Here is a 23,424-nt window from a genome sequence, read left to right as displayed (position 1 = left end):
AATGGTCCTTACACGAAGTTTGCGACACAGGTGCCCAGTTGGCCGTCTGCGCTGCTCAAGGTCATTTCAAAACGGTCGCCCCTGGTTGCCGGGGCGAGGGGAACGAGACTGCCCGAAAGGATCACATCGCCGGCATCGAGAGTGACCCCGTAGGCCCCAAGTGTGTTTGCGAGCCACGCAACGGCTTGTGCCGGATCACCCTGCACGGCGTAACCGTAGCCTTGCGAAAGAGGGGCGCCGTTCTTGGTAACCGTGACATGCAGATTGGGCAGGTCGATGCCCGCAGGATCTATCCGCTCCCTCCCGATGACGTAGACCCCGCAGCTCGCGTTGTCCGAAACCGTGTCAACGATCTTGATCTTCCAGTCGTCGATACGGCTGTCGACGATTTCGAAGCAGGGGGCGATGGCCGCGGTTGCCGCAACGACGTCCGTGGCAGTTACGCCCGGACCATTTAGGGCGTCTTTCAGGATAAACGCGATTTCGGCTTCCGCGCGGGGTGCGATCAGACCCTTGGCGTCGATATCGATGTCGCCCTCGACATACATCCAGTCGGTCAGGAATCCGAAGTCGGGCTGGTGGACGCCCAGCATGTCCTGCACGGCCTTGCTGGTCACACCGATCTTCTTGCCCACGACCCTTTCGCCATCGGCAATGCGACGTGACAGGAAATCGAGATTGATGGCATAGGCATCATCAATCGTGAGGGAAGGGTCCTGCTCGACCAACGGGCGGATGGTCGTGCGGGAGCGAAGCGCCTTGTAGAGCGCCGAACCGTATTGCTCGGCCTTACTTGCGGGCATCGAGAAACTCTATGGCATAGGCGTTGAATTCGGCTGCGCGCTCGACTTGCACCCAGTGGCCCGTGCGACCGAAGGTGATGGCGCGGACATCACTGCAGTTGTCCAGGAAAAGCCGCGAATGTTCCTCGGGACAGAATTCGTCGTTGAGGCCCCAGAGCACGAAGATCGGATGGTCAATTTCGTGCAGGCGCGGCGAAAGGTCGGGAGTTCGCATTCGCACGAGCACGTCCTTGGGCTGGGTCCGTGCCACTTCGAACCGTTCTGCCACGAGATCATCGGGAATACGGGAGGCGAAATCGGCGTGGACGAGGTTGGACACGAGCCGCTTCTGTTCGGCCAGATCGAAATCCGGTCCACCGAAGTTCGACACCATCTTGGCAATACCCGGCATCACGAAATAGCTCTCGCGCTCGGCGACGCAGCCAGGCGCCATGAGCACGAGGTTCTGCGTGAACTCGGGATGGTCAAGAGTCATCTGCAAGGCGATTCCGCCCCCAAGCGAATTGCCCACGAGGCTCGCCCGGGTGACGCCGTGCGCAATCAGCGCTTCGTAGAGCGTGCTGGTGAACAACTGCAGCGTGTAATCCAGACCCTCTGGCTTGGATGACGCGCCGTAGCCGATCAGGTCGGGCAGAATAACGCGGTACCCGGCGGCAACGAAAGCATCGATGTTCTGACGAAAGTTGGACGCACCTGAAGCGCCCGGTCCGCTGCCATGGATGAATACCACCGCCGGGGCGGCGCGGTTACCTGCCTCGACGATCTGGATGTCGTAACCGCCGCTGACGCGGTGCGTCGTTCGGACGAGGCTGGCCATCGTGCGTACTCCGCTTCAGAGAAAGGTGAAAGTGGGCGCCTGCCCGCTCATCGCGCCGACGACGTCGAGCGTGCGATTGGACGGATCGTTGGCAACGTGGGCACGTCCGGCATGGAGATCGAGCCATGGCTGAATGATCGGACTGGAATTGTAGATCGCACGGCCACCCAGCAGCTTGACCATATCGTCTACGAGATCCGCCATGCGCCGGACGACGCTGGAAGAGTTGTAGGCAAACAGGGTGCGCTTCTCCATCGGAATGCCTTCACCCTTTTCAGCATGGCCCATCAGCTCTTCGAAAGTGACCCGTAGCGTCATCTCCATTTCGGTGACTTCCGCATGGGCTCGGGCAATGGCGGAGAGCAGGAACGGATCGTTCTTCGATGCCTTGCCCGTGTTGGTCGAGACTCGGGTCTCCGCGATTTCGCGGGCTGCGTTGATCGCAGCGCGCGCTCCGCCAAAGGCCGCGGTCGAAACCGAGCGCATGAAGACCTGCGCCCAGGGAAGGGTGTAGAGCGGTCCCGGATTGGTCGCCTGCCCGGGATTCGTGCACAGAAAGCCGTCGACCGACCGGTGCGTGCGATATTCGGGCACGAACGCGTCGTCAACGATCACATCATGGCTGCCCGTGCCTTGAAGACCGAAAACATGCCAGCAGTCGGTGTCGATTGCATAGTCTTGGCGCGGTAGAAGGAAAGCGCGCATGTCCGGCGCTCCGCCCGGCTCGGCGGGCGGCACCAACGCACCAAGCACGACCCAGTCGCAGTGAACCGATCCGGTGGAGAAGCCCCAGCGACCTGATAGGCGATAGCCCCCTTCGACCGGCGTGACCTTGCCAACCGGCTGGTATGACGAGGAAACGAGCGTGGAAGTATCCTCGCCCCATACTTCTGCCTGAGCCTCTTCATGGAACAGGGCAATCTCGTAAGGATGGCAGCCGACTACGCCATACATCCAGCCTGTGGACATGCAGCCTTCAGCAAGCGCCTTTTGTACATCGTAAAAGACGTTCGGGTGCATCTCGTACCCGCCCCAGCGCCGGGGCTGGAGAATGCGGAAAAATCCTGCCGCCTTCATTTCTGCAATGGAGGCTTCGGGAACGTCCCGTTCCGCAACGCAGGCTGCGGCACGCGCGCGCAGCGCCGGGATCATGGCGCGAGCCCGCGCGACGAGTTCGCTTGCGGCAGGGATTGCGCTTTCCTGCGATTTGGTGACCGCGCTGGCCATGTTCCAGAACTCTCCCGTGGTGGCGCCGACTCAACCACAATCGACGCATTCGTAATTTCAAATCTCATCTAATACGCAAATCGTCAACATAAAAGCCATTATGCTTGTGATGGCGTCGAAAAAATGGCCGTTCCACCTTGACTGCCCTACTGCCTGCCAGAGCTGGCGTCCTGCACGACGAACCAGCTTTAGCCGCGCGGCGCGCGGCGCTCTCTCGATGGCCAATGCGCATGCCCTTTAGATCATGCAGTTCGAATTCTCAGTGCAAATACGCCATATACTGGTCTAACGGAAAAGAAAGGAGGCATTGCGTAGGGCAATGCGATTCCTGATACGCGTTTAAGTGAGGACTCAATTTTGGCGATTTCGGCATCGACACTGGAACTCGTGGCACAGCACGCTGGCGCAAACCGCCGTTCGCGCCGCATCGCCGACGAAGTGGTATGCGCATTGCGAAGCGACGGTTTTTTCCGCCATTTCACTCCTGCACAATTCGGTGGCCTTGAAGGAACTCCCCAGGCGTTTTTCCTCGATCAGATCGCAATAGCAGAGCGCGACATGAGCACCGCATGGGCCATGGGCATTGTCGCGGTTCACAATTTCCAGATCGCCCTGATGGCAGGGCGGGCGCAGGACGAAGTCTTTGCCAACGGACCCGATGCGATGATCTCAAGCTCCTACAATCCGGTAGGTGCGAAGGTTGAAATGGCGGATGGCGGATTCATGCTGTCAGGGCGGTGGGGCTGGTCAAGCGGTAGCCTGCATTCCAATTGGGTCCTGCTCGGCGGTGTCATAGCGGGGGAGGGGTATCGCACTTTCCTTGTGCCAGCCGGCGACTACGCGATCGAGGATACATGGTACACCATGGGTCTGCAGGCGACGGGTTCGAACGATATCGTGATCGCCGAGCCGGTCTTTGTTCCGGCTTATCGCACCCACAAGCAGTTGGATGGGTTTCATTCGGTCCACCAGCAGGACAATCCGGTTTATGGACTGCCCTGGGCCCAGGTTTTTGTTCGCGTGGTGAACACCAGCGCGATTGGCGCGGTGCGCCACGCTCTTGCGCTGATCGGAAAGCGGGCGGGACTGGGCACGACCGACGCGAGCAAGGGCCTTGCCGACCCGGATGTCCTGGCGCGTATTGCCAAGGCGTCCACGCTAGCAGACGAAAGCCTGTCGGTAATGATGCAGAACTTCGAGAGCATGGAGCGCGCTGGCTGGAAGCCGACCTTGCAGGACAGGGTGCGCTATCGCTATCAGGCAAGCCTCGTTGCGGATCGCTGTATCGAAGCGATGGATCTGCTGATGGACATTGCCGGAGGTCGATCGGTCTATGCCGGCAGCGAGTTCCAGGATATCTGGCACGATGTGCGCATGTCGCGTGCCCATGTGGCCAACAATCCTGCGGGATTTGCGCGCAACTACGCCAATGTGATGCTTGGCGGCGAGAACACGGACTATTTTGTCTAGCGTCCGCGCGCCTGTCACCTCGGGCGTCGACGATCGCATTGCAGGGCAAAGCGCGCCTTATGATTTCCCTTCGATAGGAGCGACGTCGAACTTGTACTTGACGATGTCGACGACGATTGCGGGGGTCAGCGTGCGGATGCCGCGGACACCCGAAAGCTTGGCCAGCAGGAAGTCCGACAGGTCGTCGAAATCGTGCAGCGCGACCAGCATGTCGATGTCGTACCCGCCGGTAACCATGTGGGCGGCCACGACCTCGGGCAATTCGGCCAGCTCGTTGGCGACCTCGGACGCAGGGCGCCCGTCGACCGAGACCGAGATGCGCAGTAGCACGTTGAAGCCATGCGCCGAAAAGTCCGAGACTGCCACGACGCGCAACTGGTCGGCATCTTCCATCCGGCGGATGCGCGTCGATACCGTCGTCGCGGTCAATCCCAGCTTTTCGGCAATCTGCTGATTGTTGGCGCGGCCATTCGCACGCAATTCGCTGACAATCGCAACGTCCGTTGCGTCAATGGTGAAGGTGCAACCATCCCGCCGCCCGCTCGAATTCCTGCGCGCCAAGCCGCGCATGTCCAATGGTCGCTTCATTGTTCGACGCAGCGCTGCAACTCCCGGTGCTTCGGCAGCCGGAGGGCTGATGCCGGCTCGCCGCATTGTGCCGCTGTCATGCAGCCCGAACCAAAGCCTGGACGGCAGTGCGCGCATCGCGCATCGCGCCTTCGATGTAGCCCACCCCGTTGGCATCGCCGATCAAGTGCACGCGGAACCCTTCATGCCTCAGCGCATCGGCCAGTGTCGCGTCGCCTTCGGCACCCTTCGCCACGATTACGCTCGCTCCCGGCACGCGCATCGTTGCCCCAGATGCATCGGTGAAGGTAACGTCCCCTGTACCGATCGCGATGTCGCTCACTCCGCCGAACAGACCAACGCCGTGCTCCGCCAGCTCTGCCAGCAGGCGCATCCGGCGCACCAGCGGTAATCCCTTGCCGAGACGCGGTGCTTCCTCGACCACGTTGACTGTCCGTCCTCGCTCGGTCAGGAACTCGGCAAGCTCGAGGCCAACCAGTTCGCCGCCGATGATCGTAATCGTATCGGCCAAGGGCATCCAGGCATGGGTGGCTTTGCGAACCAGCGCAAGGTTCGCGCTTGCACCGGTTGCTGCCCCGACCTTCGTGGCCAGGCGTGTAAGCAGGCCTGTCTTGCGCTTTAGGTTCGCCGAGGTTTCTCCCAGTAGCATCTGGCGCATGTCGTCACCCGCAAAGACATGGTCCTGTTCGCCGCCTGGCAACGAAGGCATCGCGCGCGTGGCGCCGGTTGCGACGATTACCTCTTGTGCTCCGATCGATCGCAAGAGGTCCGGCGTGGCCGTCGTCGAGAGCCTCACATCGATCTGTGCTTCCCTGATTTCGCGACGCAGCCAATCGAGCAGGTGTTCGTTGGGTTCGTAGGCGAGGCTGGCAAAGCGCAAGGTCCCGCCAAGGCGATCGGACTTTTCGAACAATGTAACTTGCCAACCGTAAGCAGCCAGTCGCCGGGCGGCTTCCATCCCTCCCGGCCCCCCACCGATGACGGCAACCCGCCTGCCGGTCTCGACCGGATTAACGGGCGCGTCCTCGAATTCCAGGCCCAGTGCCGGATTGACCGCGCAACGCGCCGATTGCCCCATGTAGATCGCAGAAACGCAAGTGTAGCAGTAAACGCACGGACGAACCTTCTCGGTCTCGCCCCGCGTCAGCTTCATGGGCAGGTGCGGATCAGCCAGAAGTTTGCGGCCCATGGCGATGAAATCGGCATCTCCTGTGGCGATCGCGCGCTCGGCGCTGGCTGGTTCGATCCTTCCGAGGCCGATGACCGGGATGCCCACCGCCTTGCGGATCGCCGCAGTGGCGGGCAGGTTCGAGTTTTCGCGATGCGGAATATTGGATTCAGAGTGCAGCTTGCCATCGCCTGTCTCGTGATAGGCGGTGACTGCAATCGCATCCACGCCTGCGGCTTCGACCATCGCGGCGTTGGCGACAGCATCCTCAATCGTGATGCCGCCGGGTTTGCCTACTTCGCGGGAATCGATCTTGATCCACACCGGATAGTCCGTGCCGACCTCGGCTCTGATCGCTGCAATCACTTCAAGGGTGAGACGCAAGCGGTTTTCACGGGTGCCGCCATAGGCGTCCGCGCGGTTGTTTGTGTAGGGCGACGTGAACGACGACAGCAGATAACCATGGCCGCCGTGTATTTCCACGCCGTCAAATCCCGCTTCCCGGGCCCGCCGCGCAGCCTGGGCGAACTGGCCGACGGCAATGGCGATGTCTGCCTGTTCGAGCACCTTGATTTCCGGCGGTTGCATGCCGGCAAGTGGGGCCAGTTCCTCCATCAGGTAGTAGTCGGTGATGTTGCCCTTGCCTGGTTTCGGGACCGACGGGCCCCACAGCGGGTGCCCCCATCGCGCATGACTGTATGCGGCTACAAAGCCACCATGATGCAACTGGGCCGCAATCTTTCCGTCGGAGGCATGAACGCGGTCAGTCAATGCCTTGAGACCGGGGATGAACCGGTCGTCCGAAATGGCAGTCTGCTGCATCGTCACCGCGCCAACCGGCCAAGCCACCCCGGTTACGCCCGAGATGATAAGACCAGCACCGCCCTTTGCCTGCTCCTCGTGATAGGCGATCAGCCTCTCACCTACCGTTCCGTCATCCTCTGACAGGCTGACGCCCATTGCCGAAACCAGAATGCGGTTCTTGATTTCAAGCGAACCGATGCGGCCGGGGGCAAGTAGATGAGGGTAAAGGTTGGATGACATTGGCTACTTCCCCGATGGATATCCGGTTGTGAAGGGTGTGGAGGCGGTCGTCACTGGCCGCTGGACCAAGCGGAGAACCGCCAAGGGCCAATGATCTCGGCATCAGGTGACATGCGTGGCATCCATCTCTGGCAATATGATCGACAATCGCAAATTGCCGATCATATTAGCCAATTTCTTGTCATTGCGTAGTTTTGTATACATATGGCTACGACAATCAAGGTTTATGGCAGGTCGTTGACTTGGCGAACTGCTGGCGGGAGATGCACCGATGACTGGTTTCGGGGAGGTTTTTCGTGGCGGTGTGGCCGTCATAACCGGCGCCGGGTCCGGGATCGGTGCCGGACTGGCCCGAAATGCAGGCACGCTCGGCATGATCGTCATCGCCGCTGATGTCGATGGCGATGCCGCTGAATGTACGGCTGACGCGATCAGGGCAGGCGGAGGCCGGGCCGAGGCGACGCGCGTGGATGTTTCCGCGCCGGATGAACTCGACCGGCTGGCAGAGCATGTCTTTGCACGGCATGGCGCGGTTCGGCTGCTTATCAACAATGCCGGGATCGAAACCGTCGGCAACGCCTGGGAAGTCTCGGCTGCCAGATGGGAGGCGACGCTCAATATCAACCTTCATGGCGTGATCCACGGCGTGAGGGCTTTTGTGCCGCGCATGATTGCCAGCGGCGCAGAGGCCTGGATCGGCAATCTTTCTTCGGTTGGCGCGTTCGGGCAAATGCCGGGGCAGACGGCCTATACCGTGACCAAGCACGCGGTGCAGGCTTTCAGTGAGTGCCTCTATCTCGAGATGGAACTCGCCGACCTGCCCATTCACGTGTCGACTATCGTCCCGGGACTTATCCGCACGAACATCTTCAATGACGATTCGCGCCTGGGTGAGCCGGGCAACGCCGCGCGTCATCGGCGCGCCATGTTCGAAATGATGCGTGACCACGGGATGGATGTTGACGAAGGCTGTCGCCTGTTTCTCGAACAGATGGCGCAAAACAGGTTCTGGGTGCATAGCCATCCTGAGACGAGCGAGCAGATCATTGCGGGAAGAGTGCGGTTCCTTCAGGAGCAGCTGAATCCGGTAATGCCGGAACTCGCTCGGCAGATCGCGGTTAGCTGACACCACGCACACTTCGCGGACCGCTGTCTAGGCAGGCTGCGGCAGAAGCAAACGGGAGGTAGTGGCGCTAAACCTCCATTATTCGTATTATTTTCCTTCATATTTTACGCATGGTGTTGACATGCGGGAAGCTTTGGCGGCAACTGCGTCGCGTGACAAGAGCTGGACCCATAGTGCGGGCGGCGATGGGCAGGACGTGAACTGATGGGCTGGGACAAGGAAATCGACATTGTCGTCGTTGGGTCTGGCGCGGGCGGTTTGCTGGCAGCGCTTGTCTCGGCAAAGAACCATGCCGAAGTCCTGATCGTTGAAAAGGATCGCCTCTGGGGCGGTACTTCGGCCACGTCCGGTGGCGGTATCTGGATCCCGGGCAGCGATCAGGCAAAAGCTGCTGGTTTCGAAGACGACCTCGATGCTGCTTTCCAATATGTCCGGGCGCTTTCGGCAGAAAATGTGCCGGATGAAAATATCCGGTCATATGTAGACAACGCGGCAGACATGTTGCGTTGGGTGACCGCCAACACGCCGGTTGTTTACACCGCCCAACCCTATCCAGACTATCACGCCGAAAATCCGGGTGGTTCGGTCACCGGCTATCGCACGCATCTGCCAGAGATGATGGACGGCACGCCGCTGGGCAAGGACTTGCGTACGCAGCGGATGCCGTCACCTGCTGCCAGCCTGTTCGGCTATCTCAACTGGACTTTTGCCGAGACCTATCAGTTGCTTTACCGTAGCAAGGGCTGGTTCACCGGGTTGTCGCGCAATCTGGCGAAGTACTGGCTCGACTGGCCGTTGCGCTTCATGTCGCGCAAGGATCGCCGGTTGACGCTCGGCAATGCCCTGACCGGTGGATTGCGCGTCGCGTTGAATGACGCAGGCGTCCCGGTCTGGCTCCGGACGCCCATGCGCGAACTCATCGCCGAGGGCGGCAAGGTCGTCGGCATTGTCGTCGAAAGCGAGGGCAAGCCGTACCGTATCCGCACGCGCAAAGGCGTGGTGTTGGCTGCCGGTGGTTTCGACAAGAACCAGCAAATGCGTGATGCGCACGCGCCGCTTTATCGCAATGCAGGCTATTCGGGTGGCGTTGCCAGCAACACGGGCGATGCAATACGGGCAGGCGAGGCTGTCGGCGCGGGAACGATGAACCTGCAGTCTACATGGGCCGCACCTGTGTTCTATGTGCCTGGCGAGGATCGCGGCCGGCTCAGCACTATCGAGCGTGCCTTGCCCGGTTGCATCATGGTCAACCAGAAAGGCGAGCGCTACCTCAACGAAGCGGCGTCCTATCACATTGTCGGCCAGCAGATGGCGCGGCGCGAGGCGGAATTCGGGGATGCATCGCCCAGCTGGATGGTCTTCGATAACCGCTATCGCCATCAATTTCCGATGGGGCCACTGCTTCCCCTGGTGCCAGACTGGTTGCAATCGGGCGCAGTGAAGGCGATCCTCAGGAAAGGCTCCACGCTTGCGGAACTGGCACGGGAGATCGGCGCCGACCCTTCTACGCTCGAGGCGCAGGTTGCACGGTTCAACGTTCACGCCGAGCGGGGCGAGGATCCCGAGTTTCAGCGCGGCCAGGCAGCCTATGACCGGATGTATGGCGATTACCGCCACCAGCCCAATCCCTGCCTCCGCCCTCTGACCGAGGCGCCCTTCTACGCTTTGCCGATTTATCCCGGCGACATCGGAACAAACGGTGGATTGCGCACGAACGGACGGGCGCAGGTCCTTGATGAGGCAGGTCAACCGATCGCAGGGCTTTATGCCGTAGGTAACAACGCCGCCTCGGCGATGGGCGAGAGCTATCCTGGCGCAGGCGTGACGATCGGTCCGGCGCTGACCTTTGCCTATGTTGCCGCTCGCGACCTCACTGGTGCCAATGGCTGAAGCCGCCAAGGCAGGATGATACCCGCAACCCAAGGAGCAAGCATGGAGCCGAACTTTCCTGACGGGGCAACGATCGTTTTTGGCGGCAGCGGAGGGATCGGTCGCGGAGTAGCGCTCGAATTTGCGCGCGAGGGCAGCGATGTCGCAGTCGTCTACCGGTCGAAGCGCGATGTTGCCGAAACAGTCGCTGCCGAAATCCGTTCTGTGGGGCGCCAAGTGTCAGTGCATCGGGCCGATGTTCGCAGCCGCGCGGAGGTCGTGGCGGCGTTTGCCGAAGCGATCAGCGTCCATCGCCGTGTCCATTCGCTGGTGTGGGGCGCGGGACCGATCGTGCCGCAGGTCGCGATTGCCGACTGGACCGATGAAATGTTCAGGGCATCGATGGAAATAGAAGCCTTCGGTTTCAACAATGCGGTGCACACCGCCCTGCCGCACATGCGAGAGAATGGCGGTGGCAGTTTCGTCCATCTGGGTTCGGCCGGGCATGACTGGTGGCCAAGGCTCGATGGCCTTTCCGTGGCCCCCAAGGCATGCAACGAAGCTCTGGTCAAGGGCATCGCGAAGGAGGAAGGGCAACACCAGATCCGTGCGAACTCCATCCTGGTCGGGGTTATCGATGCCGGCCAGTTCAAGATCGGGCAGGAAGCCGGCACCTTCACGCCCGAATGGGAGGCAGCGGTCAAGGCCATGCTTCCGCTGCACCGATGGGGCAGTCCGGAAGACATCGGACAGGCCGCCGTCTTCCTGGCCTCGCGGCGCGCAAACTACGTCACCGGGCAGACGATCTCGGTCAGCGGAGGCTTTGGTGTCTGATCCCGGCCAGCCTGCCGGGCTGCTAGCGCCTCGCGCCCTGTCCAACGACGACCTGATAGCGCGGGAAGCACTGCGCCATCTCGTCACGACTTATGGCCACGCGATCGATCGCCGCGACTGGGCTCTTCTGAAAACGCTTTATCACGATGACGCGATCGACGATCACACTCCCTATTATTGCGGCCCGGTTGACGGGTTCATCGCCTGGTTGCCCGAAGCCATGTCCCACTGGCGATCGACCATGCATGTGGCGCTCGACACGCTCTTCGTGATCGATGGCGATTTGGCGGAAGGCGAAATCAGGGCGTTGGCATGGCACCTCACGGCCGACGGAACGCGTCAGTTCGTGGCTTGGGGCCGCTATGCTGACCATTACCGGCGCGGGGATGGCGCGTGGCGCTTCGCGCGCCGGTCCTTCATTCTCGATTTTGCCGAAGATCTGCCGGTTGTTGCAGGGGAAAGCTTCGGAACCGAGGGTGTGGGTACGGGCAAGGCGGGAGGCGATGATCCCGTCTACCGGCGGCTGGGGTTGTTCGGCCGAAGCCGCGGCTTGCCTGCAGGACAAGGCTGAAACACGGGTGCGCGGGAGCGATCGACCGCCCGGCTCAACGATTGGAGAGCGTTATGACCGAATTGCTGGAAGACATATCCACTCGCCTCGCTGCGCTTGAGGACAAGGAGGCGATCCGCGCGCTCAAGGCGCGCTATCTTCGTGCCTGCGATCTCAAGCAGCCCGACGTGGTCAGGGACTGCTTCGCCGCGGGCACAATTCGCATCGCCTACGAGAATTTTCCCGAATTCACCGACCGTGATGCTTTCGTCGACGTCTATCGTCAGATGGGTTGCCAGCCCGGCGTTTACGACATCCACCATGCAACGAACTGGGAAATCGATCTCGCGTCGAATGAACGGGCGACCGGGAAATGGTCGCTGAATTTCCGCACGATCCTGACCGTCCCGCGCCAGGTCGTGCGCCTGGCCGTCGAATACGAGGATGTTTATGAAAAACGTGATGGTCGGTGGGTGATCGTCGAGACGGTCAGCCAGGTCACCTCGATGCTGACCGAGCAGATCGGCGAGGACGGCAGTGTAAGGGTCGTCGCCTTAGCGGAGCCGCCGGCGTCCTGAACAGCTCAATAGTCGGCGCGTGTTCCGCCAAGTGCATAGAATGTGAAACGGCGCTGGGCAGAGTTTCGGTGCCAACAACCGGGCATCTCGACGCTATTCGCGTTATGTCCGCAGACATGCAATCTGCAAGAAGCATCACCTTGATCTGCGTATCAGGCGGGGGATCTTGTTGCGATTTCATGAGAGGATCCGCAAGATGATAGACTACGGACTGCATGGCAAGGTTGCACTTGTGACGGGCGGCGGCGGCGGGATCGGTCGCGCCACGGCTATTGCATTCGCGCGATCAGGCGCGTCTGTTCTTGTGAGCGATATCGACGCTGCAGGCGGACAGGCAACGGCCACCATGATCGAAGCCGCCGGCGGGGCGGCAGCGTTCCGTCCGTGCGATGTGTCACGCCCCGAAGACATCAAGGCGATGGTGGCTGCGGCGGTGTCTCTCTACGGAGGACTTGACTGCGCGTTCAATAATGCGGGCATCAACAGGTTTGGTGACGACGAATACGACGACGCGATTTGGGAGCGCAACATCGGTATCAATTTGTCCGGTGTCATGCGTTGCATGCGCGAAGAGGCGGAAGTCATGCTGTCTCGGGGCGGGGGCGCGATCGTCAATACCGCATCGATCAATGGCTTGGTCGGCAACGGCGCCCAACCAGCCTATGTCGCGGCCAAACACGGCGTCGTCGGCCTTGCCCGCCACGGGGCGCTGCGCTGGGCCAAGGCCGGCATTCGCGTGAATGCCGTGTGCCCCGGCGTCATCGAAACCGCCATGACCGCACCCCTCATTTCCAGCCCGGAAATGAAGGAAGTCATCGATGCCATGACGCCGATGGGGCGGATGGGTTCACCCGAGGAGGTGGCCGAAGCGGTCGTCTGGCTCTGCTCACCTGCCGCGAGTTTCGTGACCGGCCACGCGATGGTTGTGGATGGTGGGGCCACAGCTGTCTGAACGGGCTGATCAACCTCTTTAAATGAGCCGTATGGCCATTGGTTCGCACAACTTCACCAGTATTATCGAGGCCACGTGAACTGCCGAATGTGTGGATCGAAGCCAGGTTACCGCATCTCCACAAGATGGGGCCGGTGCGAAAACGATAATCGCGAGGATGATGATGGGAGTGATGTCTCCGGAGAAATTCACGCCGGAAATCGGTGAAGAGGTCCTGTCCGATCTTCGCCGCCGGCTAAAGTCCGCACGCTTCGCGCCTGACTTCGGCAACGGCGACTGGAGCTATGGCGTCGAAGGCAATTATCTGAAATCGCTGGTGGACTACTGGATCGATGGATTCGACTGGGCAGCCCAAGCCAAGGCTATCAACGCATTCGATCATTTCCGCGTAACGGTCGATGACGTTCCAATTCATTACATGCATCGCCGCGGTGTGGGACCCGCTCCGATTCCCATTGTACTCACGCACGGCTGGCCATGGACGTTCTGGGACTTCCGAGACCTTATCGGGCCGCTGTCCGATCCGGCCGCATTCGGCGGTGATCCGGCTGATGCCTTCGACGTTATCGTGCCGTCACTGCCCGGTTTCGGTTTCTCGGTGCCGCTGCGCAAAAGCGTCAACTACTGGCAGACGGCCGATCTTTGGCACAAGCTGATGACCGACGTCCTGGGCTATCGGCGTTTTGCCGCCCATGGTGGAGACTGGGGCGCGATCGTGACCTCGCAGCTTTCCCACAAGTATGCAGCAGACCTTTACGGCATCCATGTGTCGATGCCGGTCTGGCCGGGCTTGTTCGCAGGACCGCGGCCTTATGATCTGCTCGGCCCGTTTCTGCCCATGCTCCCGGCTGAAGACGCGGAAAAGGCGATAGCGGTCGAACGGCGGGTGGTCAGCCACATCACCGCGCACATCATTGATCCGCAGACACTTTCTTATGGTTTGCACGATTCTCCTGTTGGTCTCCTGGCCTGGCTACTGGAACGATGGCGCGCCTGGAGCGATTGCGGCGGCGACGTCGAATCGCGGTTCTCGCGGGATGTGATGCTCACCAATGCGACGCTGTACTGGGCGACCGAGAGCTTCGTGACTTCTGCGCGGTTCTATGCCGAAGCCGTACGTCAGCCCTGGCAACCCTCGCATGATCGCTCTCCGGCGTTCGAAGCCCCAGCGGGCGTCTCGATTTTCCGCGGCGATCAGACGGCGCTCTTCCCCGAACGCAATCTGGTCAACTACAATGTTCATCACCTGAAGGAGCGGTCTTCGGGCGGACATTTTGCCGCCCCGGAAGAACCCGCCGCCGTGGTGGAAGATATTCGCACGACGTTCCGAGGCCTGCGTTGACTACGTTTTCCGCGCTTATTCCCGTTCAAAACAATCAATTGGAGCCACATCTTGGACAACCTTCCTCTCAAAGGCAAAACCGCCCTCATTACCGCCGGCGCCGCCGCCATTTCGGTCGCAGCTGCCAAACTTCTAGTTCGGGATGGGGCGGCGGTCGTCCTGATGGGCCGACGCGAAGAAGCCCTCGTTGCAGCACGACAGCAGGTTCTGAATCATCACCCCGGCGCGCAAGTCGAAATTTTTCCCGGCGATGCCATGAATGAGGCCGACGTTGTGGCCGCCCTGCACAAGACCAATGCCTTGAACGGGCGCCTGGATATCGTGGTCAGTACCGTGGGGGGAGGCGCCTTCAAGCCTGTCCTGATGCTTGGCGAGCAGGAATTTGTCGACGACCTCAAGCTCAACATCGTCAGCGCGTTCCTGGTTACCAAGCACGCGGTGCCCCTTATGGTCAAGGGGGGGAGCATTGTCTGCATTTCCTCGATGGCGGCCAAGCTCACATTCCCTTTCCTTGTCTCCTACAACACAGCAAAGGCCGGCCTCGAAGGCTTTGTTCGGGCTGCTGCCGACGAACTCGGGCGACGCAAGATCAGGATCAATGCCGTAAGGCCGGGCATGACCCGCAGCGCCGGAACCAGTTCGATGTTCGAACTGCCGGATGTGGTGGAGAGTGCACTCGAGCAGGTGCCGCTGGGCAGGCTGGGCGAGCCCGAAGACATCGCGCCGGCCATCCGCTATCTCGCCGGACCGGAGTCGAGCTGGATGACTGGCCAGAGTTTTGCCGTCGATGGTGGCAACGAGCTTCGCCGCAACCCGGACCTTTCTGCGATGGTCGCGGCAATGTTCGGCCCCGAGGCATTGGGCGACGTTTCGACAGCGACCGCGCAGCCGTGAACCCCAAGATCACAGGAAATCATATGACTATCAGCAACGAACGCGACGAGGCCGGCATCCGTCGGGCAACGAATCTGTATTCAGTGGGCGCAGATCTCCGCGACAAAGCGTTGTGGGCTCGCGCTTTCACCAAGGACTGCGTTCTGGAAGGACCGGGCTTCCGCACCGAGGGGCTGGAAGCGACGCTGGCCAATCTTGACCATCTCGCGCAGTACTTTCCCCTGACCCAGCATCGCTTGCACAGCCAGAACCACGTGATCGACGGTAATCGCGCCGTTGGCGTCAGCTACGCGACCGCAGATCAGGTTACGATGGCAAATGGCAGGCCCGAGCTGCTGGCATGGTCGCTGCGCTACATGGACGAACTCGTCCGCGAGGGCGACGACTGGCGGTTCAAGTCGCGCAAGCTGGTGGTTGATTGGGAAGAGATTCGCCCTCTGAGCCGCGTCCGGCAGGGGGACGAGCTGGTTGCCGTCGACAACCTTTTGGAGGACGAGCGCCTCAAGGTTGCACAGACGGTCTACAAGTATGCCACAGGTCTCGACAACCGCGATTGGGACCTCCACCGGTCAATCTTCACCGACGAAGTGGAGATGGATTTCGAATCGTGGAATCAGATTCCGCGCCATCGTATCCGCGCTGACGAGTTGCGGGAAAACTGTCGGGTGTTCTTTGCCGGACTCGACGCAACGCAACACAGCATGACCAACCCGACCGTTACCATCGAGGGGGACCAGGCACGTTGCATCGTCTACATGCAAGCCGAACACTTTCTCAACGATGAGGAGCCGAGCCGGCGTTATGTGATCGGTGGATATTATACCGACGATTTGGTTCGCGGAGATGACGGAAACTGGCGGCTGAAGGCGGTGAAACTGACGCTGCTCTGGGAAGCGGGCGACCGCAGCTTCATGAACGATGCATTCGAGCGCGGACTTGCGCGTCTGAAGGAGGCTTGATCATGGCCGGACGGGTTGAAGGCAAAGTTGCGTTCGTGACCGGTGGCGCCAGCGGTCTTGGCGAGGCGATGGTTCGCTTGCTGGTGGCCGAAGGCGCGCGTGTGGTCATTGCAGACCTTTCGCAGGAACGCGGTGAAGCGATCGCGGCGGAAATCGGCGAGGGTGGAAAAAAGGCCAAGTTCGTCCATCTCGACGTTGTCGACGAGGCGGCTTGGGACAGGGCGATGGACGAAACCATCGCCTGGGCCGGCAAGCTTAATGTCCTTGTCAACAATGCGGGCATCGCGCTGCCCGGCGACATGGAGATGGAGTTTGCGCTCTGGCGCAAGATGTTGGCCGTTAATCTCGACGGAACCTTCCTCGGTACCCGGGCGGCCATTCGAACGATCACGCGATGCGGAGAGGTTGGCTCGATCATCAATATCTCCTCGACCCAAGGCATGACCGCCGAGCCGACGACCGCGGCCTACAGCGCAAGCAAGGGCGGGGTCCGGAACCTGACAAAGGCTGCGGCCGTCCACTGTGCGACGAAGAAGCTTCCTATCCGCGTGAACTCGGTTCACCCCGGAATGTGCGTGACGCCGCTCGTCAAAAGCTATCTGGATGAGCACCCGGACCAGCTTGCACCCCAGATCGCCGCGCATCCGATCGGACATTTGGGGGAGCCTGATGATATCGCATTTGGTGTCCTCTATCTTGCATCGGACGAATCGAAGTTCATGCTGGGATCGGAATTGGTGATCGACGGGGGCTATCTGATCTAGCGGGCTCACCATCGGGCGCGGGCACCGCGCCCGATGGTGTAAATAGGGTTAGGAGGGATAGTGGCAAAACAGATTGCGCAGGTTGCTCCGCGGCGAGCATCCCGCGCCTTGCTAAGGATAGTGTTGCAACAACTTCGCGACTTCAGCCCGCAGCTGGCCGAAGAGATTGCCCGTGCTTATCTTGGCAGGACGGTTGCTGAAGTCGTGGATGCCAATTGGGTCGGACCTCTGACCGACCAGGCCTTTGCGGATGCTTTCTCCGCCACCATGACCTTGATAATCGAGCGCTGTGCGTCGCGAGAGGGCAGGGCGCCCATGACCAAAGAAGAGGCCAGCCTGCTTTTTCATTGCGTCATCCACTGCGCGACATTGCGCGAGGTGATCGAGCGGTCCACGATCTTCATGCGCGCCTTGGCAAGCAATCCAGGGCGACTATCCCTGGAGATCCATGATGGCTTTGCCGAATTCATCATCGAAACCAATTACACTGTTCGCGATCTAACGGGGTTGCTGACTGATCTTTCAGGTCTTGCGGCCTTCCATCGCTTCTTCGGATGGCTGATCGACATGCCCGTTGAACTTCAGGGCATCCGGATGTGCTATCCTCCGTTGCTGGACAGTGGTGCCTCGGCTTTCATGATTCCCTATCCGATCACATACAACGCCGAAACAAACGCCTTTCGCTTCCCCGCCGAACTACTCGACAGGCCGGTACTGCGCCATCCGCGCCAGCTGGCGACATTGTTACGGCATTTTCCCTTTGATGTTAACGATACCCAGGTCGCCCACGAAACCCTGACCAATCGTGTCAGGTCGGTCCTGGCATCCGCGCTCTCCAAGCCCGAGCCCTTGCCGACCGAAATCGAGACCGCCGAGCGGCTGAGGATCAGCCTCTCGACCCTCAAGCGTCGTTTGCACGCCGAAGAAACCTCGTTTCGAGCTATTCGGGACGGGTTGCTGTGTACGATTGCGATCGATTGCATCGAAAGCGAGCGCTACAGTATCGGGGAGCTTTCGAGGCGGTTGGGTTTTGCCGATATCGCAAGCTTTCGCCATGCCTTCAAACGATGGACCGGTGCTTCTCCCGGCAGGTATCGCATTCAAGGTGCTGACTTGGCAGTTTGATTCGCCTCCAGTAGGCTGGTGCACCTTTGATCCCGTTCCTGTGAGGCTGGTCAGGGAGGTGCGCACCACATTGCAATTCGCACCTCCGTCAGTCCTCAAAACTTCATTGTCGCTTCGACGCCCCAAGTCCTGGGAAGACCGAAGTTGATGCCCGCGATCCCCAGAGATGGCCCGAAGTCAATGCCGGCGGGCCGGATCGTGTCGTCGAGGAGGTTTTCGCCAAAGACGCTGAACGTGGCACTTGTCGTGCCGATCTGCACGTCCGCAAGCGTAGCGCGAGCGCTGAGCAAGTATTCGCTTGGCGCTGCCAAAGCATCGTTCAAGGGATTGACCGCGACGTCAGTGAAGAACCAGCGTTTTGACTGGTAAGACAAGTCGCTGCGCAGGATCAGCTTGCCGATGCCAAGCGGCGTCGAATACTGCGCGCCCGCGTGAGCGTTCCAACGCGTGACGAAAGGGAATCGTGCGGTCTTGGTGATGTCGACCGTCGGACTCAGCTGAAAGCTGGTGTAACGCGGATCGGTATAGCCTACGCTGCCGTCCAGCTGGAAGCCATTGGCAGGCAGTGCCACGAGTTCCAGTTCGAAGCCGCGGTAGGTGGCGTTCGCGTTGGGCACGAAGCCATCGGCAGCGCCCGTGAATTGGGGCACCTGAAGCCTGCGGTGGCGGGTATAGAATGCGGAACCGTTGAGGCGCAGCGTCCGGTCGATAAGTTCGGCCTTGAAGCCGACTTCATAGGCCGTGACCTTTTCCGGACCGAAAGTCAGCTCTTGGCTGGCATTCGCGCGAGCGAAAAATCCGCCCGCCTTGTAGCCGGTAGAGACCCGGGCATAGGTCATGACATCAGGTGTCCAGCGATAGCTGCCCGACAGAAGGAAAGACCAGTCGGAAAAACTCGCGCTGCCATCTCTGGAAGGTCCGGCCGGGAAGATCGAACCGGGTATGCCGCCCGGCACCAGCGATGCGTTGTTGACACTTGTAATGTCGACCGAGCGTTTGTCTCGCGTATAGCGAATGCCACCGGTAAGTTCGAGTTTCTCTTCGGCAAACTCGGGCTTCCAGCTAATCTGTCCGAAGCCTGCGATGGACGAGCTTTTGGTAGAGTACCTGAAGTCCTGAGCGAGATTCGCGCCGATGATCCCGATTCCTTGGCCAACGATGGCATCTTCGACAGGCTGGGTAAAACCGAACTCGGCCAGGAATGCTGACGGAACGAGCAGGGTGAAGGCGGTCTGATTGCTTTCAGAGCCTCGTTCGTTGAAATAATAGACGCCGGCGACGTAGCTGAGCGTATCCGTGCTCCCCAGGAATTGCACTTCCTGGCTGAACTGCCTCTGCTTCAGGTCCTGCCCCGGGGCCGTGAATGGCGTGACATCCTGCACGCTGAACAAGGTGGGCGAGAGGAAGTCGAGCACACGACCACGCAGGCGGCTTGCATAATTGGTTGGCTGGACGGCGGACCAGCCACGCCAGGATGAAATGCTCTTTATCGTCAGGGCTTCGCTTATTTCATACGCCGCCGAGAATGCCGCACCATAGACTGTGGATGTCTGCTTCCCCAGGTAACTGAGCGGATAGCGACGGAGAAAGTTGTCGGAGGCGATGAACGGATCGCCCCCGAGCGACACGGATTCGTTGTAATAGGAGATCACCGGATAAGTGTCCGTGACCTGGAATGGATTTCGCTGCCCGCTGACATGGTTCCAGTCAGCCGTGACGTCGATCTTCAAGTCACCCCAGTCACCATGGATCTTGCCGAACAAGGCGTCGGAACGCAGCGCGCCTGGATCCTTGCTGCTTTCGACGAGCGTGTTGTCAACGAAACCGTTTCTCTGGCGGTGCATGCCGGAGAGCGTCGCGGTTATGCCGCTGGTACCAAACTGTCCGGTGTCGATGGTGCCACGGACGTTGATGTCCTGGAAGCTGCCGTAAGCCAGCTTCAACGATGCTCCGGGCGTCTCTTCAGGTGTGCGGGTCACGATGCTGACCGCGCCGCCCACGGTATTTCGACCGAACAGTGTTCCCTGCGGGCCGCGCAGAACCTCGATGCGCTCGGGCGCGATGAGGTCAAGGTTGTTTGCGGCAGATCTGCCGAGGTATACGCCGTCGAGGTAGAACCCCACGCCGCTGTCGACAGTCAGAAGCGGGTCATTGGCACCGATGCCGCGAATATAGGCCTGCAGGCCAACGATATTGCCCGATCCCTGCGACATGGAGATGTTCGGAACCAGCTGAGTGATCTTTGCTGCTGAATTGAGATTGAGATTGGTCAGCGACTCTGCGCTAAGCGCCGAAACCGACACAGGGGTCCGCTGCAGATCCTCTGACTTGCGCCGAGCGGTGACAATGATTTCCTGTAGCTGGGCGCGTCCACTCGCCAAGGTATCGTCGCTCGCCTGGGCAGCAGCTGTATCCTGGCCAAATGCAGAGCTGATCGGCAGCAGACAGGCGGCCGATGTTAATAGCGACATCATGATGCGCTTTGACATTAAGAATTCCCCTCCGTTTTCCCGTATTTTTCGGGTTATCTCCAGTCAGCCTGGCATTCAGCACCAGCGACTGTTCGGCGATGCTATCACGAGCCCATGCCGGCAAACGGCTCAACAAGAGCGTGAATTCGGCTCATGCCTGCCGGCACCGGATCACATCCGGGCCTCGGGCACCAAGAAGTTCGGCTGAGCTGGAATGCGAGAGCATGCCTCAGCTTGAAGGGTTCAAATCCTGGCGATCAGCGGACGTAGCCGAGGGCTCCATTCACCGAGATGATCTGACCGGAGATAAACTTGGAGCCATCGGACACGAGAAACGCCATCACCGGTGCCAGATCGGTCTCGGGGTCTCCGAGCTTGCCGCCAAGGGGAATTGCAGCGGCCATTGCTGCATCGTGCATGGCGAGCTCTTCGGTGGACTGGCGCTGCCTGAACTCGTCGTACAGCGGCGTCCAGATGGCAGGCACGACCGAATTGACGCGGATGCCGTAACGGCCCCACTCATATGCCGCCTGTCGGGTATAGGCAAACACTGCGCCTTTGGTGGCAGCATAGTGGGCGCCGACCGGGCCGGGTTTGAGCCCGGCGTCAGAGCCAAAATTTATGATGCTGCCGCCGTGCTTCTGGAGATGGCGAAACGCTGCCTGATTGCAGAACATCAATCCCTTTACATTAATGTCGAAGATCTCGTCCCAGTCCTGTTCGGCAAGAGACTCCGCCGCGCCGCCTCGCTCGATACCGGCAACACAACAGATGGCATCAAGGCCTCCGAGCACATCGACGCCTAGGTCGATAGCGTCGAAAATCTCGGCCCGCTTCGTCACGTCGGCGTGAATGTATCGTACCCAGCCCGGCCCCTTGGCTGTGGCCTCGTCGGCAACCGCCTGACCGGCCTCATCGTTGATATCGAGCGTGACAACTTTTGCGCCTTCACTCGCGAGGACCTTGGCCGTCGCTGCGGCGATCCCTCGCGCGCCGCCGGTTACGATGACGCGCTTTCCGGCAACCGAGTTCGGCATGGCTTTATCCTCTGTTCCGTTGTTCAGTATTCATTGACGCGCAAGCCTGCGGCCCAACGGTCAGGGCGCAGAAGCGCGGACGTCATCGATTCCACGACAGATGAAGGGTGTTAAAGCCCATCGTCGATCCGGTAAGGACATCGCCCTGCGGTTTGTCGCTGTCCAGTTGGAAGTCAGGAATACGCTTCAGCCACTCCTGCAGGGCGACCATGATTTCACGCTTCGCAAGATGGGATCCGACGCAGCGATGGGGCCCAACCCCGAATGTCGTGTGGACGTTGACTTCGCGATCGAGATCAATGGTATCAGGATCGACGAATACCTTGGGATCGCGATTGGCGAGAACACCGGAAAGCACGACGCGATCGTTCTTGCGCAGCTTGATCCCCTGATACTCACAATCATCCGCGACACGCCTGAAGATATTGGCAACGGCATTGATCCGTAGCAATTCCTCGGTTCCGTTTTGGAACGCGACCGGATCGTCGATATTATCGACGAAGTACTGGCGGGCTTCGGGGTTGGTGGCGAGATAGCGCCAGACAAGCGTCATCGTATTGGTGACCGTGTCCAGCCCCGCCACGAACAGCAGGAATCCTGCATTGAGAATGTCCTGCCAGGCATGCTGCTCGCCATCCTCGTTGCGCGCCGTCACGATTGCGCTGGCCAGATCGCTTCCCGGTTTTTCCTGCCGCTCGCGGAACAGTGCATCAAGCTCGGCATATATGTCGGTGATGTTCTGTGCCCGCACCTCAGGATCTGTCGAGCGGAAGAACGTCTGCGAGAGGTTCCGGAAGTCGCCAAGGCGGCTTTCCGGCATTCCGAACAGGTAGAGGAACATGCTCGTAGGGAAGACGTCGGCAAAATCCTCGACGAAATCGCAATGGCCCTTGTCGGCGAAGGTTTCGATGAGCGCGATCGCGCGCCGCTGGATTTCCTGCGTCATCGCGCGAACCGCGATGGGCGTGAACATCGGGGCCAAAAGGCTGCGGAACACTTTGTGCGCCGGCGGATCGACGCCTTGCGGCTGCATTACCGGATAGGGCTCGATCGGCGGAACCGGCGTCTGGTGATTCGAGAAGATCGAATAGTTGCGAAAGCCGTCGGTGATCTGGGCGTATTCCGTGAACACCCAGTGCCCGCCGTTGTGCGGTGTATAGAAGACTTTCGGAACGCCCCTCTTGATCAGATCGGTCCAAATCTGGGCAGGGTCGGTCACACCGGGCGGAACCTTGAAGAAATCGAAATCGACGACAAGCTCCGGCGGAACATGATCGGGTGGCGAGGGCTGAAACCTCAGTTCCATTTTAAATGTCCTTCCTCTCGGGATCTGCCCCGGACGCTGCTTTTTTGGGTTTAGTTTTTCACGATGCGCAGCGCGCCTTCAGGGCAATTTCGCACCGCAAGGCGAACTTGCGGCTCAAGGTCGTCGGAAAATTCCGCCTGGATGATGACTACTTTGCCTTCGACCGCATCTGTCCGGAAAACCTGCGGGCACAAATCTTCGCAACGGGCATGACCCTGACAAAGATTTTCATTTGCGACCACCTTCATGACAAATTACCTCTTCCCAACGACAATATTTTAGCATGTCTTTTTAAGACAAGAGAAACCCGAGTTTAAACAGACTCGAATATAGCCATTAAAAGAACATTGAATTTCATCCGTTCGAAACGGGCTTTGTGTTATAGTCAAGGTCTAACGCAGGGCCCCATCGCTGACAATGTGATTACAGCCCACTTTTGCAAAGAATTCGGCCCATGTTGAAAGGCCTTTGCCTTTGCATCAAGTTGGCCGAGTCAGCAT

General features: G+C 60.0%; 21 protein-coding genes. 12 read left to right on the top strand and 9 right to left on the bottom strand.

Going from position 1 to position 23,424, the window contains the following annotated elements:
- Nucleotides 1–8: 8 nt before the first annotated feature.
- Genes AC2A04_RS12870 through AC2A04_RS12860 form a run of 3 tightly spaced genes read right to left on the bottom strand, consistent with a single transcriptional unit; the run spans nucleotide 9 to nucleotide 2,847 of the window.
- Complete coding sequence (locus AC2A04_RS12870) at nucleotides 9–803, bottom strand: fumarylacetoacetate hydrolase family protein (protein ID WP_484212746.1); 795 nt, start codon at nucleotides 801–803, stop codon at nucleotides 9–11.
- On the bottom strand, nucleotides 790–1,620 hold the full coding sequence (locus AC2A04_RS12865) for an alpha/beta fold hydrolase (RefSeq protein WP_484212745.1): 831 nt from the start codon (nucleotides 1,618–1,620) through the stop codon (nucleotides 790–792). Before AC2A04_RS12865 ends, AC2A04_RS12870 begins: the two co-directional genes overlap by 14 nt.
- A gap of 15 nt (nucleotides 1,621–1,635) precedes the next feature.
- Nucleotides 1,636–2,847: an acyl-CoA dehydrogenase family protein gene (locus AC2A04_RS12860; RefSeq protein WP_484212744.1), complete on the bottom strand. Its 1,212-nt coding sequence runs from the start codon at nucleotides 2,845–2,847 to the stop codon at nucleotides 1,636–1,638.
- Between the two features lie 357 nt (nucleotides 2,848–3,204).
- On the opposite strand from AC2A04_RS12860, the gene AC2A04_RS12855 reads away from it, so the two are divergent.
- On the top strand, nucleotides 3,205–4,317 hold the full coding sequence (locus AC2A04_RS12855; protein ID WP_484212743.1) for an acyl-CoA dehydrogenase family protein: 1,113 nt from the start codon (nucleotides 3,205–3,207) through the stop codon (nucleotides 4,315–4,317).
- Between the two features lie 57 nt (nucleotides 4,318–4,374).
- On the opposite strand, the gene AC2A04_RS12850 is transcribed toward AC2A04_RS12855, so the two are convergent.
- A complete protein-coding gene (locus AC2A04_RS12850; RefSeq protein ID WP_484212742.1) occupies nucleotides 4,375–4,905 on the bottom strand; it encodes an Lrp/AsnC family transcriptional regulator in 531 nt (176 codons plus the stop codon).
- Between the two features lie 76 nt (nucleotides 4,906–4,981).
- Nucleotides 4,982–7,117, bottom strand: coding sequence for an oxidoreductase (locus AC2A04_RS12845; RefSeq protein WP_484212741.1), 2,136 nt, complete (start codon nucleotides 7,115–7,117; stop codon nucleotides 4,982–4,984).
- Nucleotides 7,118–7,388: 271 nt separating this feature from the next.
- On the opposite strand from AC2A04_RS12845, the gene AC2A04_RS12840 reads away from it, so the two are divergent.
- From AC2A04_RS12840 to AC2A04_RS12790, 11 genes are all read left to right on the top strand, one after another.
- Entirely contained in the window at nucleotides 7,389–8,243 is an 855-nt protein-coding gene (locus tag AC2A04_RS12840) for an SDR family NAD(P)-dependent oxidoreductase (RefSeq protein ID WP_484212740.1), read from the top strand.
- Between the two features lie 204 nt (nucleotides 8,244–8,447).
- The gene (locus AC2A04_RS12835; protein WP_484212739.1) at nucleotides 8,448–10,133 is read left to right on the top strand and encodes an FAD-dependent oxidoreductase; all 1,686 of its coding nucleotides are present in this window, start codon (nucleotides 8,448–8,450) and stop codon (nucleotides 10,131–10,133) included.
- Nucleotides 10,134–10,175: 42 nt separating this feature from the next.
- Complete coding sequence (locus AC2A04_RS12830) at nucleotides 10,176–10,946, top strand: SDR family NAD(P)-dependent oxidoreductase (RefSeq protein ID WP_484212738.1); 771 nt, start codon at nucleotides 10,176–10,178, stop codon at nucleotides 10,944–10,946.
- Nucleotides 10,939–11,517 carry a nuclear transport factor 2 family protein gene (locus AC2A04_RS12825; protein ID WP_484212737.1) on the top strand — a complete coding sequence of 193 codons (579 nt, stop codon included), beginning with the start codon at nucleotides 10,939–10,941 and terminating at the stop codon, nucleotides 11,515–11,517. The genes AC2A04_RS12830 and AC2A04_RS12825 overlap by 8 nt, the downstream gene beginning before the upstream one ends.
- Nucleotides 11,518–11,570: 53 nt before the next feature.
- Entirely contained in the window at nucleotides 11,571–12,074 is a 504-nt protein-coding gene (locus AC2A04_RS12820) for a nuclear transport factor 2 family protein (protein WP_484212736.1), read from the top strand.
- Nucleotides 12,075–12,270: 196 nt separating this feature from the next.
- Nucleotides 12,271–13,026 carry a glucose 1-dehydrogenase gene (locus tag AC2A04_RS12815; protein ID WP_484212735.1) on the top strand — a complete coding sequence of 252 codons (756 nt, stop codon included), beginning with the start codon at nucleotides 12,271–12,273 and terminating at the stop codon, nucleotides 13,024–13,026.
- Between the two features lie 160 nt (nucleotides 13,027–13,186).
- Nucleotides 13,187–14,368: an epoxide hydrolase family protein gene (locus tag AC2A04_RS12810; protein WP_484212734.1), complete on the top strand. Its 1,182-nt coding sequence runs from the start codon at nucleotides 13,187–13,189 to the stop codon at nucleotides 14,366–14,368.
- A gap of 51 nt (nucleotides 14,369–14,419) precedes the next feature.
- Nucleotides 14,420–15,262: an SDR family NAD(P)-dependent oxidoreductase gene (locus tag AC2A04_RS12805; RefSeq protein WP_484212733.1), complete on the top strand. Its 843-nt coding sequence runs from the start codon at nucleotides 14,420–14,422 to the stop codon at nucleotides 15,260–15,262.
- A complete protein-coding gene (locus tag AC2A04_RS12800) occupies nucleotides 15,259–16,221 on the top strand; it encodes a nuclear transport factor 2 family protein (RefSeq protein WP_484212732.1) in 963 nt (320 codons plus the stop codon). The genes AC2A04_RS12805 and AC2A04_RS12800 overlap by 4 nt, the downstream gene beginning before the upstream one ends.
- Before the next feature lie 2 nt (nucleotides 16,222–16,223).
- Nucleotides 16,224–16,985, top strand: a complete 762-nt coding sequence (locus tag AC2A04_RS12795; RefSeq protein ID WP_484212731.1) for a glucose 1-dehydrogenase — start codon at nucleotides 16,224–16,226, stop codon at nucleotides 16,983–16,985.
- 60 nt (nucleotides 16,986–17,045) lie between these two features.
- Nucleotides 17,046–18,110, top strand: coding sequence for a helix-turn-helix domain-containing protein (locus tag AC2A04_RS12790; protein ID WP_484212730.1), 1,065 nt, complete (start codon nucleotides 17,046–17,048; stop codon nucleotides 18,108–18,110).
- 95 nt (nucleotides 18,111–18,205) lie between these two features.
- On the opposite strand, the gene AC2A04_RS12785 is transcribed toward AC2A04_RS12790, so the two are convergent.
- The 4 genes from AC2A04_RS12785 to AC2A04_RS12770 all read right to left on the bottom strand — a co-directional run bounded on the left by AC2A04_RS12785 (nucleotide 18,206) and on the right by AC2A04_RS12770 (nucleotide 23,172).
- The gene (locus AC2A04_RS12785; RefSeq protein ID WP_484212729.1) at nucleotides 18,206–20,599 is read right to left on the bottom strand and encodes a TonB-dependent receptor; all 2,394 of its coding nucleotides are present in this window, start codon (nucleotides 20,597–20,599) and stop codon (nucleotides 18,206–18,208) included.
- Between the two features lie 239 nt (nucleotides 20,600–20,838).
- On the bottom strand, nucleotides 20,839–21,618 hold the full coding sequence (locus tag AC2A04_RS12780) for an SDR family NAD(P)-dependent oxidoreductase (RefSeq protein WP_484212728.1): 780 nt from the start codon (nucleotides 21,616–21,618) through the stop codon (nucleotides 20,839–20,841).
- A gap of 82 nt (nucleotides 21,619–21,700) precedes the next feature.
- The gene (locus tag AC2A04_RS12775; protein ID WP_484212727.1) at nucleotides 21,701–22,924 is read right to left on the bottom strand and encodes a cytochrome P450; all 1,224 of its coding nucleotides are present in this window, start codon (nucleotides 22,922–22,924) and stop codon (nucleotides 21,701–21,703) included.
- Nucleotides 22,925–22,974: 50 nt separating this feature from the next.
- A complete protein-coding gene (locus tag AC2A04_RS12770) occupies nucleotides 22,975–23,172 on the bottom strand; it encodes a ferredoxin (protein WP_484212726.1) in 198 nt (65 codons plus the stop codon).
- Nucleotides 23,173–23,424: the final 252 nt, after the last annotated feature.

Source organism: Novosphingobium sp. HNCC26DJ243 (assembly GCF_057180545.1).
Note: the sequence above shows the minus strand (reverse complement) of the source record. Positions and strands in the feature narration are given on the sequence as shown.

What these genes read in the sequence shown, in the direction of transcription:
- AC2A04_RS12870 (WP_484212746.1), bottom strand. Translation starts at nt 803, where the DNA reads ATGCCCGCAAGTAAGGCCGAGCAATACGGTTCGGCGCTCTACAAGGCG.
- AC2A04_RS12865 (WP_484212745.1), bottom strand. Translation starts at nt 1,620, where the DNA reads ATGGCCAGCCTCGTCCGAACGACGCACCGCGTCAGCGGCGGTTACGAC.
- AC2A04_RS12860 (WP_484212744.1), bottom strand. Translation starts at nt 2,847, where the DNA reads ATGGCCAGCGCGGTCACCAAATCGCAGGAAAGCGCAATCCCTGCCGCA.
- AC2A04_RS12850 (WP_484212742.1), bottom strand. Translation starts at nt 4,905, where the DNA reads ATGAAGCGACCATTGGACATGCGCGGCTTGGCGCGCAGGAATTCGAGC.
- AC2A04_RS12845 (WP_484212741.1), bottom strand. Translation starts at nt 7,117, where the DNA reads ATGTCATCCAACCTTTACCCTCATCTACTTGCCCCCGGCCGCATCGGT.
- AC2A04_RS12840 (WP_484212740.1), top strand. Translation starts at nt 7,389, where the DNA reads ATGACTGGTTTCGGGGAGGTTTTTCGTGGCGGTGTGGCCGTCATAACC.
- AC2A04_RS12835 (WP_484212739.1), top strand. Translation starts at nt 8,448, where the DNA reads ATGGGCTGGGACAAGGAAATCGACATTGTCGTCGTTGGGTCTGGCGCG.
- AC2A04_RS12830 (WP_484212738.1), top strand. Translation starts at nt 10,176, where the DNA reads ATGGAGCCGAACTTTCCTGACGGGGCAACGATCGTTTTTGGCGGCAGC.
- AC2A04_RS12820 (WP_484212736.1), top strand. Translation starts at nt 11,571, where the DNA reads ATGACCGAATTGCTGGAAGACATATCCACTCGCCTCGCTGCGCTTGAG.
- AC2A04_RS12815 (WP_484212735.1), top strand. Translation starts at nt 12,271, where the DNA reads ATGATAGACTACGGACTGCATGGCAAGGTTGCACTTGTGACGGGCGGC.
- AC2A04_RS12810 (WP_484212734.1), top strand. Translation starts at nt 13,187, where the DNA reads ATGATGGGAGTGATGTCTCCGGAGAAATTCACGCCGGAAATCGGTGAA.
- AC2A04_RS12795 (WP_484212731.1), top strand. Translation starts at nt 16,224, where the DNA reads ATGGCCGGACGGGTTGAAGGCAAAGTTGCGTTCGTGACCGGTGGCGCC.
- AC2A04_RS12785 (WP_484212729.1), bottom strand. Translation starts at nt 20,599, where the DNA reads ATGTCAAAGCGCATCATGATGTCGCTATTAACATCGGCCGCCTGTCTG.
- AC2A04_RS12780 (WP_484212728.1), bottom strand. Translation starts at nt 21,618, where the DNA reads ATGCCGAACTCGGTTGCCGGAAAGCGCGTCATCGTAACCGGCGGCGCG.
- AC2A04_RS12775 (WP_484212727.1), bottom strand. Translation starts at nt 22,924, where the DNA reads ATGGAACTGAGGTTTCAGCCCTCGCCACCCGATCATGTTCCGCCGGAG.
- AC2A04_RS12770 (WP_484212726.1), bottom strand. Translation starts at nt 23,172, where the DNA reads ATGAAGGTGGTCGCAAATGAAAATCTTTGTCAGGGTCATGCCCGTTGC.